Consider the following 17,445-nt stretch of genomic DNA (forward strand, 5'->3'; position numbering starts at 1 on the left):
GTGGCGTGCCACGCCACGCAGGCCAATCACATGTCTTCGACAGAGGAGCGAACGGGATGTTGTCTCACGTATTCGTCGGCATTACCGACTTCGAACGCGCCTTTGGTTTCTACGCCCCGTTGCTGGACTCGCTGGGCCTCAAGCTCAAATTCCGCGACGAACAACGCGGCTGGGCCGGCTGGATGCGGGCAGACCAGCCCCGGCCGCTATTCGTGATCAGCCGTCCCTATGACGGCAATCCGGCCAGCCCCGGCAATGGTCAGATGCTCGCGCTACTGGCGCCGGCGCGCACCAATGTCGACCGCGCGCATGCCATTGCCCTCGCCCACGGCGGTTCGTGCGAAGGGCCGCCCGGCTTGCGGCCGCAGTATCACGAGCACTATTACGGCGCCTACTTTCGCGATCCGGACGGCAACAAGCTTTGTGTATGCCGCCACGAACCGGAATAAGACGCGCCGCCCCGCTGCGCTCAGACCGCCGTCACATACCTTTCCGGCGTCGGCATCGTGCGTGGTGGCGGCGATTCCATCACTCCCCGCATACGCTTCACTTCATCCACGGGACTCAGGCCGAACAACCGCTTGAACTCGCGGCTGAACTGCGAAGCGCTTTCATAGCCGACCCGCGCCGCCGCCGCGCCCGCGTTCAAACCGTCCTGCACCATCAGGAGGCGTGCGTGATGCAGCCGCGTGGTCTTGACATACTGCATCGGCGAGGTCGCCGTCACGCCCTTGAACTGCGCGTGAAATACCGCGAGGCTCATGCCTGCTTCACGCGCCAGCGTATCGACGTCGAGTTCGCCCTGATAATCCGCATGAATGCGCCGCAACGCCTTGGCGATGCGCCCGAAGTGATGCTGATGCGTGAGCGCCGCGCGGATCGCGTCACCCTGCTCGCCAGTCAGCACGCGGTAGCAAATCTCGCGCATGATGGCAGGCGCCAGAATTCGCGCGTCGAGCGGTGAAGCGAGCGCTTCGAGCAGACGCTGCACCGCATTGCTCATGACCGGATCCAGAGGTGTCGAATAGATGCCGCGCGGTTCGGTGTGCGCCGTGCCGTGGGTTTCGTTCAAGGCCATCAACAACTCCGCTACCATCGTCAGGTCCACCCGCACCGAGATGCCGAGGAACGGCTCCTCCGGACTCGCCTCCGTCTCGCACTCGAACGGCAGCGGCACGGACAGCACCAGATATTGCTGCGCGTCGTATAAATACGTCTTCTCACCCAGATAGCCGCGTTTGCGCCCCTGGCAGACGATCACGATGCTCGGCTCGTAGAGTACCGGCATGCGCGGCATCGGCCGGTTCGCGCGCATGAACTTCACGCCGTCCAGGCATGAAGGCGTGAAGCCGACAGACGGCGCCAGAACATCGAAGAGCTCGACCATGCGCTGCTGGGCCGGACTAATGGCTGCGCGGGGCGTTTGAGTCGTTTGCATGACAGTGCCTATTGATTCAGCAGAGAATAAGGCTTGAAATTTAGCATCAAACGGCCTATAGCGCTCGCGCTCCAGAGAATTAGGCAAACCTTCGAGATATTCAGGTATTCCCCAGGTGCTTCCCGCCGCCTACGATGGGAACCCTGCCGGATCACCCATTTGCCCACGCTGCACTCGCAGATAACCAGCCAGCCGCGACGACCTGCGGCAACCCGCTGGCCCCTGTGGAAGCCGATGTGATCCGGTTCAATTCGAGGTTCAGCCGCTTCAGCGACCGCGTGTCGCTACCGCCGGCGCCTTGTGCAACCCCATCCATTTGCAGGAGCACTCATGACCACGACTTACGCCTATGCTGCGAGCGACGCGCAATCGAAGCTCGCCCCATTCGAATTTCAGCGCAGGGAATTGCGCGACCATGACGTGCAGATGGAAGTCCTGTTTTGCGGCGTGTGCCATTCGGATCTGCATCAGGCCCGCAACGAGTGGAAGAACTCGATTTATCCGGTCGTGCCGGGTCACGAGATCGTCGGCCGGGTGACCGCTGTCGGTCCCGACGTCACGCGTCACAAGGTCGGTGACCTCGTCGGCGTAGGCTGCCTCGTCGACTCGTGCCGTACCTGCCCGAGTTGCGAGGAAGGACTCGAACAGTATTGCGAAAACGGCTGGGTCGGTACGTACAACGGTGCGGACCGCATCACCGGCGACATCACGCTGGGCGGCTATTCAACCCAACTGGTCGTGGACGAAGACTTCGTGCTGAGCGTGCCGAAAAATCTCGATCCGGCCGGCACGGCGCCGCTGTTGTGCGCAGGTATCACCCTCTACTCGCCGCTGCGCACATGGGGCGCGGGTCCCGGCAAGAAGGTCGGCATTGTCGGCCTCGGCGGACTCGGCCACATGGGCGTCAAGCTCGCGCATGCGATGGGTGCTCACGTGGTGCTGTTCACGACCTCGCAGTCGAAGGTCGAAGACGCGAAACGTCTTGGTGCAGACGAAGTGGTGATTTCGAAAAACCCGGAAGAGATGGAAGCGCATGTGAACAGCTTCGATCTCATCGTCAACACCGTGGCAGCCCAGCATGACCTGAACCCGTTCCTGAACCTGCTGCGCCGCGACGGCACGATGGCTCTGGTCGGCGCGCCGGAACACGATCACCCGTCGCCGCAGGTGTTCAACCTGATCATGAAGCGCCGGCGTCTGGCGGGTTCGCTGATTGGCGGGATTGCTGAAACCCAGGAAATGCTCGATTTCTGCGGAGAGCACGGCATTACATCGGACATCGAAGTGATTCCGATGCAACAGATTAACGATGCGTATGAGCGGATGTTGAAGAGCGATGTGAAGTATCGCTTTGTGATCGATCTCGATTCGCTCCGGAAGTAACTGCCGGTCGTCCTGTTTCACGTTTTACCCCGGTAGTTCCACAGGTCGTCACGCAGGCGGGTTCAACACCCGTCGCGCGTCACGCACAGGCCGCGCCACCCGCGGCGGCCTGCCCTGCTCCCGCCTCGCATTGTCTGCCGACGCGCCTCCCCCACGGACGAGGCACGTTGGCTGTACGTCCTTAGTCCGGATTGTCCCGCGTGTTTGCTGTTTGTTTACTGTTTGAACAGGAGATTGCCCGTGATTGACCGTATTCAGGCGATGCGCACTTTTATCCGTATCGTCGATACCAATAGTTTCACGCGTGCCGCGGAATCGCTGGATATGCCGCGCGCCACGGCAACAACGCTGGTTCAGAATCTCGAAGCGCTGCTCGGCACCGCACTGCTGGTGCGCACTACGCGGCGGCTCAGCCTGACCCCCGAAGGTGCTGCGTACTACGAACGTTGCATGCAGATCCTCGCCGACATCGACGAAATGGAAGCGAGCCTGCGTCATTCGACCGATCAGCTGAGCGGCCGTCTGCGTGTCGAAATGCCAGGCGCGCTGGCCACTGCGCTGGTCCTGCCCGCACTCGACGATTTTCACGAGCGCTATCCGAACATCGATCTCGCGATTGGCGTCAGCAATCGCACAGTCGATCTGGTCGGCGAAGCGGTGGATTGCAGCATCCAGCTCGGCGAGTTGCCCGATTCCGGGTTGGTGGCGCGACGCCTGGGCACGCTCGAACACGTGACCTGCGCGAGCCCCGACTACCTCGAGCGCTACGGCGTACCCACCGATCTCGACGATCTCGCGCATCACGTCGCCGTCAACTGCATGGGTCATAACGGCCGCGCAGTGAACTTCGACTTCGAGGTTGGCGATAGCGCGCTGAACGTGAAGGTGGATGGCTTCGTCAAGGTTAACGACGAACAGGCCTATCTTGCCTGTGGCCTGCAAGGGCTCGGGCTGATCCAGCCGGCCCGCATCGCGGCGCAGCCATACCTCGATTCAGGGCGCTTGCGCGAGGTTCTACCGCAATGGAAGCCGGTGCCGATGTCGGTATCAGTGGCTTATGTGAAGAGCCGGCGCGTCTCACCGCGTGTACGGGCCTTTGTCGACTGGCTGGCCGTGCTCTTCGAGCAGGCTGAGCACGTCGATCAGGACATGTCGCGGGTACGGCAGCTGTTGCGCGGATTGCATCCGGCTTGAGGACCTGGGTGCATCCCTGAAAAATGCACATGGCCCCAAGGCTCTCGTCGAGCCTTGGGGCCATGTTCTATGTATCAGGTTTTACAGCGAAGTCTCGCTGCGAGGTTCTACTGCTGCGGCTTCGCCGGCGCCGCTCCTGGGCAGGCAGGATCCTTGCCCCAGTGGCCGTCGCAGACGCGCCAGCGGCACAACTGGTCTTCGAAGAAGCCGCGTGTGCCGCACTCCTTCACACGCTCCGCAAGCTGCGGGTCGCCGGTCGATGCGCTGACCTTGGTCGTCGCGCCATTCACGCCGGGTTTCGTGGCCGCCGGTTTGGTGCGCGCAACGAGTGCCGCCAGCAGATCGGCATCCGGATCGTCCTTCGCTACCGTGGTGTTATGGGCGGGATGCTGCTTGTCTTTTTTCTCCTGCGCCACCGCAACCGCACTCGCGTGATGATTGCTCGCCACGTCGTGTTCGTGCTTTGCGTGCGCTGCGACCGTTTCGCGTTCGTGATGCGGCGCCGCGTGACTTGCCGCTGTCGCAGCCGGCTTCGCGCCCTTGGCGGCTTCCGCGGGCGGAGCCGAGGTTTCGCTCGCTTCCGCACCATTCGCAAGCGCCCGTGACAGACGGTTGCTATCGTCCACGCCGCTGGCGGCTGAAGCTGCCGCATCCGCAGAAAGTTTGGAATCCTTGCTATCGCTGTCATCGGCGACGATGGTCGCCGCTTGCGAGGCAGAGGCCGCCTCCGCAGGCACAGCCTTCGCGCTCACCTGCGCGCCACTGGCCGTGCTGGCGATGCTGGCGCCGGCAGGCGCCGCAGCCGTCTGGGTAGCCGCAGGCGCTGGCGATGCGGCTACCTGTGGATGTTCGCCATGGCCACGCTGCTGCACGTGCCACGCGCCCCAGCCGCCCGCGGCGATCACCAGCAACGCCACCAGCACGGCAGGCGCTTTGGAACGGCGAGGCTTGTCTGTGGGCGGTTCGACGCGGCCTTCGAGGTTCGCGAGAATCCGCGAACCATTGGCTTGCGAGCCTTTTGCCGTGTCGGCAAGCAGGCTAGGCGGGGCTTTGGAATTCGAGCTGTCCGGCGCACTCATTCACTGTCTCATTGAATCCTGGTTTATTTCGCCGTGATAATACCGTTTCGGCTCGACTTCGAGCAGGCCTGATTCTAAGAGCAAGCATTACAAAATACAATTGTTTCCAAATTTCCGGGGATTCCATTGATTGCCGTCGTTCTCGTCGCTTATTTCGCCATCGCGGTGCTGATCGCAGCCATGCTGCTATTGCCATCAGTGCGATCTTCAATATTTAACATTGTGCGTGATTTACAAGGCCGATTTATGCGCAATGCATCTTATAGCGCTGCGCGTGCACGCGGCCAATTAACTCGCTCGGCAAAATTTTCGCAATCGACAGCAATCGATATGCAAAATTTACTGGTGAAGCGACGCTTGCTGATTTTAACGACCGCAGGTATTCTTGCGACGCCGCCATTGGTCGCGATCGCACTGCGCGGTCGTCAATTATTTCAGTATGACGACACCGTACGCGTTCCCGACGAGAAAATTGCCGCGCTCCTTAACGGCGAACAGCTCGTCCCGCCACCAGCATTGCCGCCAGAGGTTTTTGCAACACAGGAAGTGGAGCAGGTTCGCCCAGCACTACAGGATGCCAGTCGCGACTGGAATTTGCTCGATGCCGACTTTAGAACCCGTTTATTGCTCGTCTACAAAATCATGCACGAGCAATACGGTTATGAAATGGCTTTACTGGAAGGCTATCGCAGCCCGGAGCGGCAAAACCGTCTGGCGCAAATGGGAGGAAACGTTACCAATGCTGCCGCATTTCAGAGCTATCACCAATACGGGCTAGCCGCGGACAATGCATTTTTACGTGACGGCAAGCTTGTCATTTCAGAAAAAGATCCCTGGGCCATGCGAGGCTATCAGTTATACGGACAGACCGCGGAACAATGCGGTCTGGTATGGGGAGGCCGGTGGAAATTGATGGATCTGGGGCACGTCGAATATCACAAACCCGGCTTCGTACTCGGGCGGCATTAAGTGGCATCAAGCGGCAAATAATGGGGTTGGGCATGGGGCGTTCATTTATTCTTCTCGGCGAAAAGACCGATCCACGTGGCACGGTGATTACCGCGTCAGGCACGTCGCAAACCCGCGCCGCGCCGCCCCTCATGCAACACGCATCGCCACCACACTAGCCGACGCCCGCCCATGCGCTCCGCTGATCGTCCTACCGCACGCTACCCATAACATCCAGACCTGACCGGCCTATGCAACGCATCTTCAAAGTGCTGACCCACTCTCGCACGCTCTCGATCATCGGGTTGCTCGCGCTCGCTGCCGTGCTGTTCATCGCCGCCGACACCTTCCAGATCGATCCGTTGTGGCCGGCCGTCGCGCTGGGCGCAGTGCTGGCGCTGCTGTTCGTGGTGTGGCTGTGGCGCCGGCTCGCGGCGCGGCGCGCCAACCGCAAGCTCGGCGACATGCTCGAGCAGCAGGCGGAGAAACAGACCGAGGGCGGCCCGGCGGCGACGCCCGCCCGTCAGGCGGAACTCGACGCGCTGCGCACGCGCCTCGTGGATGCCGTGAAAACCATCAAGACCTCGAAGATCGGTCAGGTCTCGGGCGGCGCGGCGCTGTACGAATTGCCGTGGTACATCGTGATCGGCAATCCGGCGGCCGGCAAAAGCAGCGCCGTGCTGAACTCGGGCCTGCAGTTCCCGTTCGCCGACAAGAACAACGCCGTCATCCACGGGATTGGCGGCACCCGGAACTGCGACTGGTTCTTCACCACTGAAGGCATTCTGCTCGACACGGCAGGCCGCTATTCGGTGCATGAGGAAGACCGCACGGAATGGCTGGGCTTTCTGAGCCTGCTCAAGCGCCATCGTCCGAAGGCGCCGATCAACGGCATCATCGTGACGGCAAGCATTGCCGAGCTGACCAGCAGCCGCCCCGAATTCGCCATCAACCTGGCAAAAAATCTGCGCCAGCGCGTGCAGGAACTGACCGAGAAGCTCGAGGTGTTCGCGCCGGTGTACGTGATGTTCACGAAGACCGACCTGATCACAGGCTTCACCGAATTCTTCAGCGGCAGCGAGCGCCAGGAGTACGACCGTGTGTGGGGCGCAACGCTGCCCTACGAGCCGGACGAGAAGCGCGATGTCGTGGCCCAGTTCGACGAGCGCTTCGAGGAGCTGTACGACGGCCTGAAAGAGATCAGCGTCGCGCAGATGTCGATCAGCCGCGGCAACAAACTCTCGCCGGGGCAACTGAGCTTTCCGCTCGAATTCTCCACGATCAAGCCCGCGTTGCGCTCGTTCCTTGCCACGCTGTTCGAAACCAATCCGTTCCAGTACAAGCCGATTTTCCGCGGCTTCTACTTCACGAGCGCGCTGCAGGAAGGCGAAACCAACAGCGCAGCGGCACAGCGCATTGCCACCCGCTTCGGGCTCGATTCAGGCAGCATCCCCAAACCGAGCAGCGCGTTTTCGAAGAACGGCTTTTTCCTGCGCGACCTGTTCTCCAAGGTCATTTTTGCCGACCGGCAAACGGTCAAGCAGTTTGCCAGCCCCGCCAAGACGCGTATGCGTTATGGGACATTCTTCGCCTTCGTTGCCGTGCTCGCGCTGGCGCTGGGAGGCTGGACATGGTCGACGGTCAACAACCAGCAGCTCGCCTCGAACGTACAGGCCGACCTCGACAACGTGGTGCGTCTGCAGCAGAACCGCAACGACCTGCAATCGCGCCTCGAGGCCATGGATATTCTCGAGGACCGCATCGACCAGCTCGAACAGTTCCGTCGCGACCGGCCGCTGGAAGTTTCGCTCGGTCTCTACCAGGGCGACCGTCTCGAGCAGCATCTGTTGACGGAGTACTACAACGGCGTGCGGCAGATCATGCTGAACCCGGTGGCGCAGAACCTCGAAGGCTTTCTGAAAGACGTCAACACGCATCCGGAGCAGCTCTCGCCGATGACGCGCACGCCGGACTCCGGTGCGGTGCCCGTGTCGTCGCACGCCTCCGCCATGGTGGCGACGAGCCAGGGCGGCCTGTATAGCGACGCCTCCCCCACCAACGTGGAAGACGCCTACAACGCGCTCAAGACCTACCTGATGCTCGGCGACAAGCGCCACGTCGAAACGGCCCACCTGACCGATCAGGTGGCGCGCTTCTGGCGTGGCTGGCTCGAAACCAACCGGGGCAACATGCCGCGCGACGAGATGATTCGCAGCGCCGAACGCATGATTACCTTCTACCTGTCGCGCGTGTCGGACGACGACTGGCCGATGATCGACCAGAATCTTTCGCTCGTCGACCAGACGCGCGAGAACCTGCGCCGTGTGGTGCGCGGCATGCCGGCCCGCCAGCGCGTGTACGAAGAGATCAAGGCGCGCGCCTCGACCCGCTTCGCGCCGATGACGATCGCCCGCATTGTGGGCGACAACAACACCAGCCTGATTGCCGGCAGCTATGCGATCCCCGGCACGTTCACGCGCGATGCATGGTTCCAGTACGTGCAGCCGGCGATCCGTGGCGCCGCGACCAAGGAACTGCAGGCGAAGGACTGGGTGCTCAATACCTCGGCGCATGACGACCTGACGCTCGAAGGCAGTCCGGAGCAGATCCAGAAAGCGCTGGTGGCGATGTACAAGACCGAGTACGCAATGCACTGGGAGAAGTTCATGCAGGGCATCGCGGTGCAGAACTTCGGCACCTTCAACCAGGCCGTGGAGGCAATGAACCGCCTGGGCGACCCGCAGGACTCGCCGATCCGCAAGGTACTCGACACCGCTTACGACCAGACTTCGTGGGACAACCCGTTGCTCTTCAGCGCCGGCGTGAAGGGCGCGCAGACCGGCGTCACGAGCTGGTTCAAGCAGCTGTTCAACCGTGGGACGTCGTCGCCGGTGGGCCAGATCAACGCGAACATCGACATCAACGGCAACCCGGTTGAATTGCCGATGGGGCCGATTGGTCAGGAGTTCGCGGCACTCGGCCGGATCGTGGTCAAGCAGGACAACGGTTCGATGCTGCAGGGCTATATGGACACGCTGTCCAAGGTTCGCACCCGCTTTAACGTGATCAAGAACCAGGGCGATCCGGGACCGGGTGCGCGTCAGTTGATGCAGCAGACGCTCGACGGCAACGGCTCCGAGCTGGCCGATTCGCTGAAGTATGTCGACGAGCAGATGCTGACGGGCCTGACCGATTCGCAACGCAGGTCGCTGCGTCCGCTGCTGGTGCGTCCGTTGATGCAGGCGTTCGCGGTGGTGATCCAGCCGGCTAGCGTCGAAGTGAACAAGGTGTGGAATGCGCAGGTGTATCAGCCGTTCCAGAGCTCGCTCGCGAACAAATATCCGTTCGCAGGCGACGCCAAGGTGGAAGCCGGCGCGGATGAAATCGCCCAGGTGTTCGGTCCCGATGGCTCGATCGCGAAGTTTGTCGGCACGACGCTTGGGCCGCTCGCGGTGCGCCGCGGCGACACGCTCACGGCCCGCACATGGGGCGACATGGGTCTCGCGCTGACGCCTGACTTCACGAGCGGCTTCGCGCGCTGGGTCGCCCCGCTCTCCGGCGGCGCTGCCAGCGGCACAGCTCAAGGCAGTGGTGCAGCCGGACCGCAGACCGTGTTCCAGATCCTGCCGCAGCCGAGCACCGGCACGACGGAGTACACGTTGGCGATCGATGGCCAGCAGCTGCGCTACCGCAACACGCCGCCCCAGTGGACCAACTTCGTCTGGCCGAATCCGTCCGGCTCGCCGGGGGCGACGCTGTCCGCGACCACCTTCGACGGCCGCACGATCCAGTTCGTCAACGAGCCGGGACGCTACGGTCTGGAGAAGCTGATCAACTCGGCGCAACGCAAACGCCAGCCGGACGGCACGTTCGATCTGTCGTGGACGCAGGGCAACGTGACCGTGGCGGTGAGCATGCGCATCATCAGCACCTCGCAGCCGTCGAGCGGCAGTGGCGACGCGCCACAGCAGCAAAGCCTGCGCGGCCTGCATCTGCCGTCCTCGGTGGCGGATGTGAGCGCGGCGGCGAATTCGGTCAACGCCACGCAGACCGGCGCGTCCGGAGCCGCCGGCCCGGCAGGAGGCGGCAGTTCGCCCGCGCCGGCCTCGGCGAACGGCTCCGCCGCGCTGCAAGCGAACCCGAATGCCGCTGTGACTGCGAACTCGAATACAGGGGGTGCGCAATGACGCAAACCGTACAGGCGCAAATCGCCTACTTCGGCAAGATTCCGTCGCGCGGCGACTTCGTCAAGAGCGCGCATAACCCACAATTGCTGCAAACGCTGGACCGCTGGATTGCCGAAGCGATGGAGCTGCTCACCGACGATCCGCGCTGGAAGATCGTCTACGAAGGCGCCAAGCCGTTGCACTTCGCCTTCCTCGGCTCGCGCAGCAAGCTGGCGATTGCCGGGCACATGATGGCGAGCCACGACCAGTCGTCGCGTCGCTTTCCGTTTCTTGCCGCAACCGCGCTCGAAGTCGAAAAGCCGCTGACGTTCCTGGCCCGCAGCCCGCTCGCGTTTGCGCGGCTGTGGTCGCGGGTGGCAGCGCAGATGCGGCCGCTATTGAGCCCGAGCGAGCCTGCCGGCGCATTGCAGGCGCTGGGCGAGACGCAGGTGCCGATCGAGGTGGGCGGTGGCCCGGACAATCCGCACGACGGCACCTTCAACGATTTCGTCGAGCACCAGACCCTCGCCGGCCTCGAACAGATGCTGCTGGCAAGCGGCCATCCGGTGCGGCTGCGCGGCGCGATGCTGGCGCTCGGCTCGCTGCTGCGGCCAGTGATGAACAGCGGCTCGTCGCATCTCGAACGTGGACTGACGCTGCCGCTGCCGAACGATCCGTTCTATCGCAGCCTCGTGGCCGCGTTCTGGCTCGAACTGATCGCGCCGTTTGTCTCGCGCGCCGATTTCGAACTGGCGATTTTCATCGGCACGCTGGCGCAGCGCGAGCGGCTCGTGATCGGCTTTAACGGCGCCTCGGCGAAGACGCTGCATAGCGTGGTCGACCCGCAGGCTTACGCCGCACATAACATCGATATCGACGACCCCGAGTGGATCGACGATCACGCACAAAACGACCATGGGATCAGCAAGCTCGTCAGTTACCTCGACCAACCGCAACTGTCGCTGCGCGTCAGCATCGACACGTTCCGTGAAGCCTTCGCCGGGGAGTAAGACGATGCCTGCCAAAACCGATCGTTCGACGATGTCGCCGGCGCGCTTCTTGAGCCACGCGCGCGCGGTTCCCGTTGCTGCTGTACTGGCAGCGCTGCTCGGCGGAATGTTCAGCAGCGCGGGGGCCTTTGCCGATAGCTCGGGGCCGGCGAGCGTGACACCGGTCGATAACAGCGGCACCCAGATCCGTACGACAGTCCTGCCGGCGCAGTCCTCGGCCGGCGGCGCGGCACCTGGCGCAGGCGGGACGAGTACGGGTGCAGGTACCGGTGCGGTCCGTCAGATGCCCGCGCCTGCCAACGCCACGCCGGGTCAGGTCGTGGTGGGCGGCAAGGTGCCGGACGAAGCCACCAAGGCGGCCGTGTTGCAGCGCCTGCGCGACACCTACGGCGCGGCCAACGTGGTCGATCAGATCGAAGTGGGCGATGTCGCTACGCCGCCCAACTGGACCGCCAATGTGCAAAAGCTGATCGGGCCGCAGTTGAAACAGATCAGCAAGGGCCAGTTGAAGATCGACGGCACGCAGGTGGATGTGAAGGGCGAAGTGAGCAACGAATCGCAACGTCAGCAGCTGGCGAGCGATATGGCGAATTCGCTGAACCCGACTTACACCATCAAGAACGGCCTGCGCGTGAGCGCTTCGCAGCAAGGGCTGCTCGACCAGACGCTGGCTAACCGGACCATCGAGTTCGAAACCGGCAGCGCGACGCTCACGCCGCAAGGCAAGGCCATTCTCGATCAGATGGCCGCGGTGCTGGCGAAGATGACCAATAACACCGTGGATATCATTGGGCACACGGATAACGCGGGGAACCGGACGTCGAATATCGCCTTGAGCCAGGCACGCGCAGACGCGGTCAAGGGGTATCTCGTGTCGAAGGGAATCGCGCCGCAGCAGCTGTCCACCACCGGCGTTGGACCGGATCAGCCGATTGCGTCCAATGATACGAACGATGGACGGGCGAGAAACCGGCGCATCGAGTTCCGGGCAGGGTTGGGCGGCGGCGGTGCGTAATGCCGTGGCACGCCCCGCTATCCCCCACTGACCCCGCCTCGTCCAGACAGTCGTAGTATTTCAGCCCGCTCCGTGAGCGGGCGCCTGACGCACTGGCGATAAAGAAACTCGACCGGCCGCTCAGCCCGCGAGCTTACGGAACGTCTCGAGAACCACTTCGCCCTTGAACGGCTTGACGATCCAACCCTTCACGCCCGCTGCCTTGCCACGCTCCTTCATCGCCGGGCTGCTTTCCGTCGTCAGCATGATCACGTTGACGGTCTGATTCGCGAGTTCGCCGCGGATCTTCTCGACCATCGTCAGGCCGTCCATGTTCGGCATGTTCACGTCGCTGATCACAAGCCGGGTTCCCGGGCTCGTGCGCAGCTTCGCAAGGCCGTCCTTACCGTCGACAGCCGTGTCCACGTCGAGACCATTCTTTCTCAGGAAGCCCGCCACTTCGTCGCGCACGGTGCTCGAATCGTCCACCACCAGAATTTTTGCCATGATGTTTCCCTCTTAAATCGTTGACAGACAATTTGTCAAAATAGATCCAGCTCGCCAGCCGCAACGAGCGCGTCGACATCGTCGGCGCCCTCCTCGAAATCTTCCGGCGACCAGCTCAGGTTGAAAATGAAACGCTGATCGAACACGACAGAGCGGCCCGACGCCTCGTCAACCACGTGGTACTTGAAGCACAGTTGCGGGTTGGTCGTGCCGAACGAGATGTAGCGCTGTTTGTGATTGATGATGAGCGGCACCTGGACCTGGCTGCGCGCGGCCTGCGCGTTGCCGAGATAACGGTCCTTGAACGCGCCCCAGATCAGGTTCGTCAGTTCCCCCAGCACGCTGTTGAGGTCGCGAAAATCCGGGACACTGTCGCTCGTCTGATTGCGGCCGAGCAGTTCGAGCAGCGGCTGCTCGTCGGTCTGGACCATCATGTAGCCGCGGCACCAGTCGCTCTCGAGCGCGATCAGGCTGAACACCTCGCCGTAGATGATCTGGTCGCGCACGAGGCACGGGGTGTCCCATGTCACTTTCAGATCGCGGAACAGGTTCGCCAGTTTGAACTCGGTGATCTCGGTAATGCCGCGCACGAGCGCGTTCGGATAGTCCAGAACGAACAGGTACTCGTCGATCGCGAGGCGCAGCGGCGCCATATCGCTCGCGACGTACGCGGCGCACACGACTTCGCGTAACGCGTGCGGCAGATCGTCGAGCGTCGCGTGCTCGTCGCGGCGCAGGATGATCGGCAACTCCGGGCGCAGCGCATCGATGCGCGTCGCGATTGCCGCGCACTCAGCAGGCGATCCACCGTAGTTCTCCGCGAGCAGGATCGCGCCAAGATCGATGTTCGAGCGCAGCACCGCCGACAGGCGATGCGTCCTTACCGTCAAACCAACCAGGTTGTTCTCGTCGCAGAAGCGCTTGATCGCCTCTGTATGCGCCGGGCAGTCGTCGAGCACGAGTACCTTGCTGACCGGCTTGTTCATGTCCATGCTGCCTTCCTCACACATCAAAAAAGTTCGAGCTCGCCGACGCTCTCGGCGAGTTCCGTGACCTCGGCGACGGTCGCGACGAAGTCGAGCGGCGCGTCGGCGCACACGCACACCGTCGCGCCGAGTTGCACGGCGCCGTTGACCGTCACGCGATACGACACCAGGAAATCAGGCTTCAACTGATCCAGATACGACACGCAGTGACCGCTCAGCACGTACGGCGTCGACATCCCGAGATCCGGAAAATAGCCGACGAGTTGCTGGTTCATTGCGCCACAGCACAGGTTGCAGATTTCCAGCAACCTTTCCTCGAGCGTCGCCTCGCCACTGCCGAGGTAGTAGTCGCGCGTCGCGTCGTCGTTGTCGAAATGCAGGACCAGCAGGAGCCTGAAAGAAATCGATGAAATCGTCAGCACGATGAGCTCGCCGTCCACCGCGTCGTCATGCGGCGTCCCGTGCACGATGTCGCACGCGTCGCCTGCGCCGACCGTCAGGCGCAGACGGGCGGCCTGGCGGAAGATCCGCTCGATGCTGTCTTTCGCTTGCTCGGTAATCACGTCGCCGCCTGCTCGAGCTGGGTTTGAAGCTGGTTCGCGAGCGCCGCGACGCTGCCGAGCGAAGCGACGATCATCTTGCCGCCTGCCTGAATGTCCTGGAACGTCGCGGTCGTGATCAGGTCGTTGCGATGCAGGCTGTCCCGATAGCTCTTCGACAGATCCTGCGAGCGCGACGCGAGCGTGCGCACCTCGCTCGCGACGACCGAGAAGCCGCGTCCGGCAGCGCCTGCACGCGCCGCCTCGATCGACGCGTTCAGCGAGACGATCAGCACGTGCGCGACGATCGACGACAGCTCCTGATTCTTGCTGTGCATCTCCTGATTCTGCTCCATCAGCGAGATCATCTGCTCGTGCCAGCGCTCGAACGTCACGGCGAGTTCCCTGAGCCGAATCGCTTCGCCTGCGATAGATGCGGCCTGCCGCCCCCATTCCTCCTTGAACTGGAGCACGGCGGCGCGCGCCGCGCGTGCATCGTCCTCGCTCGCCGACCGCTGGACGAGGTCATCGCGCAGCCCCGCAACGAGCGACTCGTACTCGCGCTTTTCCTGTTCGGCCCGCTCCTGATGCCGGGCGTCGGCTTGTGCGAGTGAGGCCGTGTGGTGCGCCTCGGCTTCAGCGCGCAGTTGCGCGAGCGCCTGCGCACCGTGGCGCCGCTCGCGCCATGCAACCGCTACCGCGAGCGCAGCCAGCAGGCCGAGCGCCAATCCGGCAATCAGGATTCCATATCGTTCGACCACTGCCCTTCTCCAAGTCGTTCAAGCGGACAACGCGTCGATCTGCAACGGCTTCTCTTCTTTCCTGTCCGTCGCACCTGCGCTGTGCACCGCGCAGCGCTCGGGCAGGCAGACTACGATCTCGAACAGGCGATAGTCGGCGCCGCGCCGGTCGTCCGTGAAGCGCAGCTCGATGCTCCCGTTCTCGCGCTTCAGGAAATCCCGCACCGCGTCCATGCCGACGCCGCGCCCGGACACTTCCGTGATCCGTTCAGCGGTCGAGAAGCCCGGATGAAAGATGAAATCGGCGACCAGCTCGTCGCTCAGTTGCGCGTCGTCGTCGAGCCAGCCGCGTGCGCTCGCGATGCCCCGAATGCGCCCGAGCGCGAGGCCGCGGCCGTCGTCGCTCATGGTGATCTGCAGCGCGCCCCGGGCGACGCCGGCTTCGATGACGATCGTGCCGGCCGCAGGCTTGCCCTGCTCGGCGCGGGCGGCTGCAGTCTCGATGCCGTGATCGACCGAGTTGCGCATCAGGTGCATGAAGACGTTCTTCAGCGTGCTGCTCACCTGCCTGTTCACGCGGTAGCCATCGTCGTCGATACGTACGATGAGCGGCTCCTTGCCGAGTTCACGTGCGAGCGACGGCAGCGATTCGAGCACGCCCGAGAGCGTGTCCTCGATCGTTTCGGTGCCGAGGATGCGCAAGCTGCGGTGCACCGAATCGCGCATCGTCTGCAGGCTGCGAACGTCGACCGGGTCGGCGGCCTCCAGAATGCGCAGGCTCTCCTGGATATGCCCCTGGTCCACCATCAGATAGTGCTCGGCGCTGCCGCGACGTCCGCCGTCCTTGCGACCCAGGCTCACATCGTTGATCGTCCTGTAACGCTCGATCGCTTCCTTCACGCGCTCGAGGTCCGCGATCAGCACTTCCTGATTCCACTCTTCGCTGACATCGTTGCGGCGCAGCGCGTCGTAGCGCCGCTCGGTTTCGTGCACGATGCTCGTCAGGTGTTGCAGGCTGTAGGTTCGGGCGTTGCCCTTGATGGTGTGCACGTTGCGGAACAGTTCGGCGAGCGCCTCGCTGTCGGCCTGCGTGTGCTGGCGGATGATCCGCTCGTTTTCGTTGACGAAGCCCGTCGCGCTGTCGACGAAGTTATGGAACTTCTCCTCGTTGACCGCGAGAATCTCGCCAATCATCTCGAGCCGGCGCTTCTGCTCGCCCGTCTCGGCGGCAAGCTGGCGCAGCTCGGTCACGTCGCGCACGCACAGCATGAGACGCATGACGGTGTCGTTCTCGTCGGTGATCGCCGACCAGCTCAGGTCGAGCGTCTTCACGCGGCCGTCGGCCATCGTCTTCGCGACCTCGTTCACAAGCAAGTGCTGGTTGAAGGTGAAGTTGATCGCGTCCTCGCCGATGCAGGCCTGAATCGTGGCGTCGACCTGCGAGCGCACATCGGAGTTCAGATCGGTGTTGTCGAACACCAGATCCATGACCGGACGCCCGGCGATGTCCTTCGTCTCGAAGATCGCCTCGAGGTAGGCCGAGTACTCGGCGTGCACCAGCGCGCCGCCGACGACGGTCAACATCCCCTGCTGAATGTTCTGCAGCATCGCCTGGATGTCCGCGGTTTTCTGCTTGAGCAGCGCGGAGCTTTGCTGGATCTTCTCGATCATCTCGTTGAACGCGACGATCGAGCGCCCGATCTCATCCATCCGTCCCACCGGAACGCGGCGGGTGAAGTCCTGATTCGATGCGATCTCGCTCATCATCGATTGCATGCGGGTGAGCGGGCGTCCAATTACTGAGGCCAGCACGGCGCGGGCAAGCAGGCCAATGCCGAGCGCAGCCAGTGCGATCAGCGCCGCACCGACCATCAGACGATGAAACTGCGCCTGCGCCTGTTCGAAACGCGCCTGCTGGTGATCCACCTGCAACGCTTCGAGCGCGTTCATCGCCTGCGCGTAGCGGGCGTTGAGCGGGTCGGCCTCGCCGCGGGTCGTATGGAATTTGTAGTAGTCGTTCTGCGAGAGCTGCTGGAACTCGGGCTCAAGCGCCTGCTTGATGAGGGCCGCGCGGGCTGCCTGCACTGCATCGGCGGCGCGCGACTCTTCAGCGTTACGCGGCTTTGCAAGGTACGCCGCCCAGTTGTCGTCGCTCGCCTTGAGCACGGCGCGCGCCTTTACCAGCAGGTCGTCGCTTGCGCGCCCCATCGAAAACAGTGTCTCGTAGTTGCCGAGCGCCAGCTGCACCTGCAGCATCAGCTCGGAACTCGTCTTCAGATGGGTGATCGCTACCGTGTCGGTCGCATATGTCTGCTTAAGCGCATCGTTGCTCTGCTTGAGACCGAGCACGGCGACCAGCATCGTGGCGATCAACGCGAGCGTGTAGCCCGCGATCGTGAGCGTGAGCCCATTCTGTATCGTTAAGCGTTTGAACATAGCATTACGCGCGCAACCTCGCCTT

14 protein-coding genes are annotated in these 17,445 nt (G+C 62.9%); 7 read left to right on the plus strand and 7 right to left on the minus strand.

Annotated features, from left to right (window positions below; translation table 11 throughout):
* Nucleotides 1–56: 56 nt before the first annotated feature.
* Nucleotides 57–449: a VOC family protein gene (locus P3T24_RS05775; protein ID WP_429433073.1), complete on the plus strand. Its 393-nt coding sequence runs from the start codon at nucleotides 57–59 to the stop codon at nucleotides 447–449.
* A gap of 20 nt (nucleotides 450–469) precedes the next feature.
* Here the strand turns inward: P3T24_RS05775 and P3T24_RS05780 are convergent, their stop codons facing one another.
* The gene (locus P3T24_RS05780) at nucleotides 470–1,438 is read right to left on the minus strand and encodes an AraC family transcriptional regulator (protein WP_429433075.1); all 969 of its coding nucleotides are present in this window, start codon (nucleotides 1,436–1,438) and stop codon (nucleotides 470–472) included.
* Between the two features lie 330 nt (nucleotides 1,439–1,768).
* On the opposite strand from P3T24_RS05780, the gene P3T24_RS05785 reads away from it, so the two are divergent.
* Nucleotides 1,769–2,821 (plus strand): NAD(P)-dependent alcohol dehydrogenase, encoded by a 1,053-nt coding sequence (locus P3T24_RS05785; protein WP_429433076.1) that lies wholly within the window; start codon nucleotides 1,769–1,771, stop codon nucleotides 2,819–2,821.
* Between the two features lie 240 nt (nucleotides 2,822–3,061).
* The gene (locus tag P3T24_RS05790) at nucleotides 3,062–4,015 is read left to right on the plus strand and encodes a LysR family transcriptional regulator (protein ID WP_429433078.1); all 954 of its coding nucleotides are present in this window, start codon (nucleotides 3,062–3,064) and stop codon (nucleotides 4,013–4,015) included.
* 107 nt (nucleotides 4,016–4,122) lie between these two features.
* Here P3T24_RS05790 and P3T24_RS05795 read toward each other — a convergent pair whose 3' ends face one another.
* Nucleotides 4,123–5,094 carry a hypothetical protein gene (locus tag P3T24_RS05795; RefSeq protein WP_429433080.1) on the minus strand — a complete coding sequence of 324 codons (972 nt, stop codon included), beginning with the start codon at nucleotides 5,092–5,094 and terminating at the stop codon, nucleotides 4,123–4,125.
* 126 nt (nucleotides 5,095–5,220) lie between these two features.
* On the opposite strand from P3T24_RS05795, the gene P3T24_RS05800 reads away from it, so the two are divergent.
* The 4 genes from P3T24_RS05800 to P3T24_RS05815 all read left to right on the plus strand — a co-directional run bounded on the left by P3T24_RS05800 (nucleotide 5,221) and on the right by P3T24_RS05815 (nucleotide 12,233).
* Nucleotides 5,221–6,063: a M15 family metallopeptidase gene (locus P3T24_RS05800; protein ID WP_074268321.1), complete on the plus strand. Its 843-nt coding sequence runs from the start codon at nucleotides 5,221–5,223 to the stop codon at nucleotides 6,061–6,063.
* Nucleotides 6,064–6,293: 230 nt separating this feature from the next.
* On the plus strand, nucleotides 6,294–10,229 hold the full coding sequence (gene tssM, locus P3T24_RS05805) for a type VI secretion system membrane subunit TssM (RefSeq protein WP_429433082.1): 3,936 nt from the start codon (nucleotides 6,294–6,296) through the stop codon (nucleotides 10,227–10,229).
* Nucleotides 10,226–11,218: a type VI secretion system-associated protein TagF gene (gene tagF, locus P3T24_RS05810; protein ID WP_074268319.1), complete on the plus strand. Its 993-nt coding sequence runs from the start codon at nucleotides 10,226–10,228 to the stop codon at nucleotides 11,216–11,218. Before tssM ends, tagF begins: the two co-directional genes overlap by 4 nt.
* 31 nt (nucleotides 11,219–11,249) lie before the next feature.
* Entirely contained in the window at nucleotides 11,250–12,233 is a 984-nt protein-coding gene (locus P3T24_RS05815; RefSeq protein ID WP_074269415.1) for an OmpA family protein, read from the plus strand.
* Between the two features lie 120 nt (nucleotides 12,234–12,353).
* Here P3T24_RS05815 and P3T24_RS05820 read toward each other — a convergent pair whose 3' ends face one another.
* The 5 genes from P3T24_RS05820 to P3T24_RS05840 are packed head-to-tail and all read right to left on the minus strand — an operon-like array spanning nucleotide 12,354 to nucleotide 17,420.
* Entirely contained in the window at nucleotides 12,354–12,719 is a 366-nt protein-coding gene (locus P3T24_RS05820; protein ID WP_074268318.1) for a response regulator, read from the minus strand.
* Nucleotides 12,720–12,754: 35 nt separating this feature from the next.
* Nucleotides 12,755–13,711: a chemotaxis protein CheX gene (locus P3T24_RS05825; RefSeq protein ID WP_429433084.1), complete on the minus strand. Its 957-nt coding sequence runs from the start codon at nucleotides 13,709–13,711 to the stop codon at nucleotides 12,755–12,757.
* Between the two features lie 17 nt (nucleotides 13,712–13,728).
* Entirely contained in the window at nucleotides 13,729–14,268 is a 540-nt protein-coding gene (locus P3T24_RS05830; RefSeq protein ID WP_429433086.1) for a hypothetical protein, read from the minus strand.
* A complete protein-coding gene (locus P3T24_RS05835) occupies nucleotides 14,265–15,005 on the minus strand; it encodes a methyl-accepting chemotaxis protein (protein ID WP_429433088.1) in 741 nt (246 codons plus the stop codon). Before P3T24_RS05835 ends, P3T24_RS05830 begins: the two co-directional genes overlap by 4 nt.
* A gap of 18 nt (nucleotides 15,006–15,023) precedes the next feature.
* The gene (locus P3T24_RS05840) at nucleotides 15,024–17,420 is read right to left on the minus strand and encodes a Tar ligand binding domain-containing protein (RefSeq protein WP_429433090.1); all 2,397 of its coding nucleotides are present in this window, start codon (nucleotides 17,418–17,420) and stop codon (nucleotides 15,024–15,026) included.
* Nucleotides 17,421–17,445: the final 25 nt, after the last annotated feature.

This window comes from Paraburkholderia sp. GAS33 (assembly GCF_050436645.1).
Classification (GTDB): domain Bacteria; phylum Pseudomonadota; class Gammaproteobacteria; order Burkholderiales; family Burkholderiaceae; genus Paraburkholderia; species Paraburkholderia phenazinium_B.

Bases quoted from the DNA above. Each gene is read 5' to 3' on its own strand.
- P3T24_RS05820 (WP_074268318.1), bottom strand. From the start codon at position 12,719: ATGGCAAAAATTCTGGTGGTGGACGATTCGAGCACCGTGCGCGACGAA.
- P3T24_RS05825 (WP_429433084.1), bottom strand. From the start codon at position 13,711: ATGGACATGAACAAGCCGGTCAGCAAGGTACTCGTGCTCGACGACTGC.
- P3T24_RS05785 (WP_429433076.1), top strand. From the start codon at position 1,769: ATGACCACGACTTACGCCTATGCTGCGAGCGACGCGCAATCGAAGCTC.
- P3T24_RS05815 (WP_074269415.1), top strand. From the start codon at position 11,250: ATGTCGCCGGCGCGCTTCTTGAGCCACGCGCGCGCGGTTCCCGTTGCT.
- tagF (WP_074268319.1), top strand. From the start codon at position 10,226: ATGACGCAAACCGTACAGGCGCAAATCGCCTACTTCGGCAAGATTCCG.
- tssM (WP_429433082.1), top strand. From the start codon at position 6,294: ATGCAACGCATCTTCAAAGTGCTGACCCACTCTCGCACGCTCTCGATC.
- P3T24_RS05775 (WP_429433073.1), top strand. From the start codon at position 57: ATGTTGTCTCACGTATTCGTCGGCATTACCGACTTCGAACGCGCCTTT.
- P3T24_RS05780 (WP_429433075.1), bottom strand. From the start codon at position 1,438: ATGCAAACGACTCAAACGCCCCGCGCAGCCATTAGTCCGGCCCAGCAG.
- P3T24_RS05840 (WP_429433090.1), bottom strand. From the start codon at position 17,420: ATGTTCAAACGCTTAACGATACAGAATGGGCTCACGCTCACGATCGCG.
- P3T24_RS05795 (WP_429433080.1), bottom strand. From the start codon at position 5,094: ATGAGTGCGCCGGACAGCTCGAATTCCAAAGCCCCGCCTAGCCTGCTT.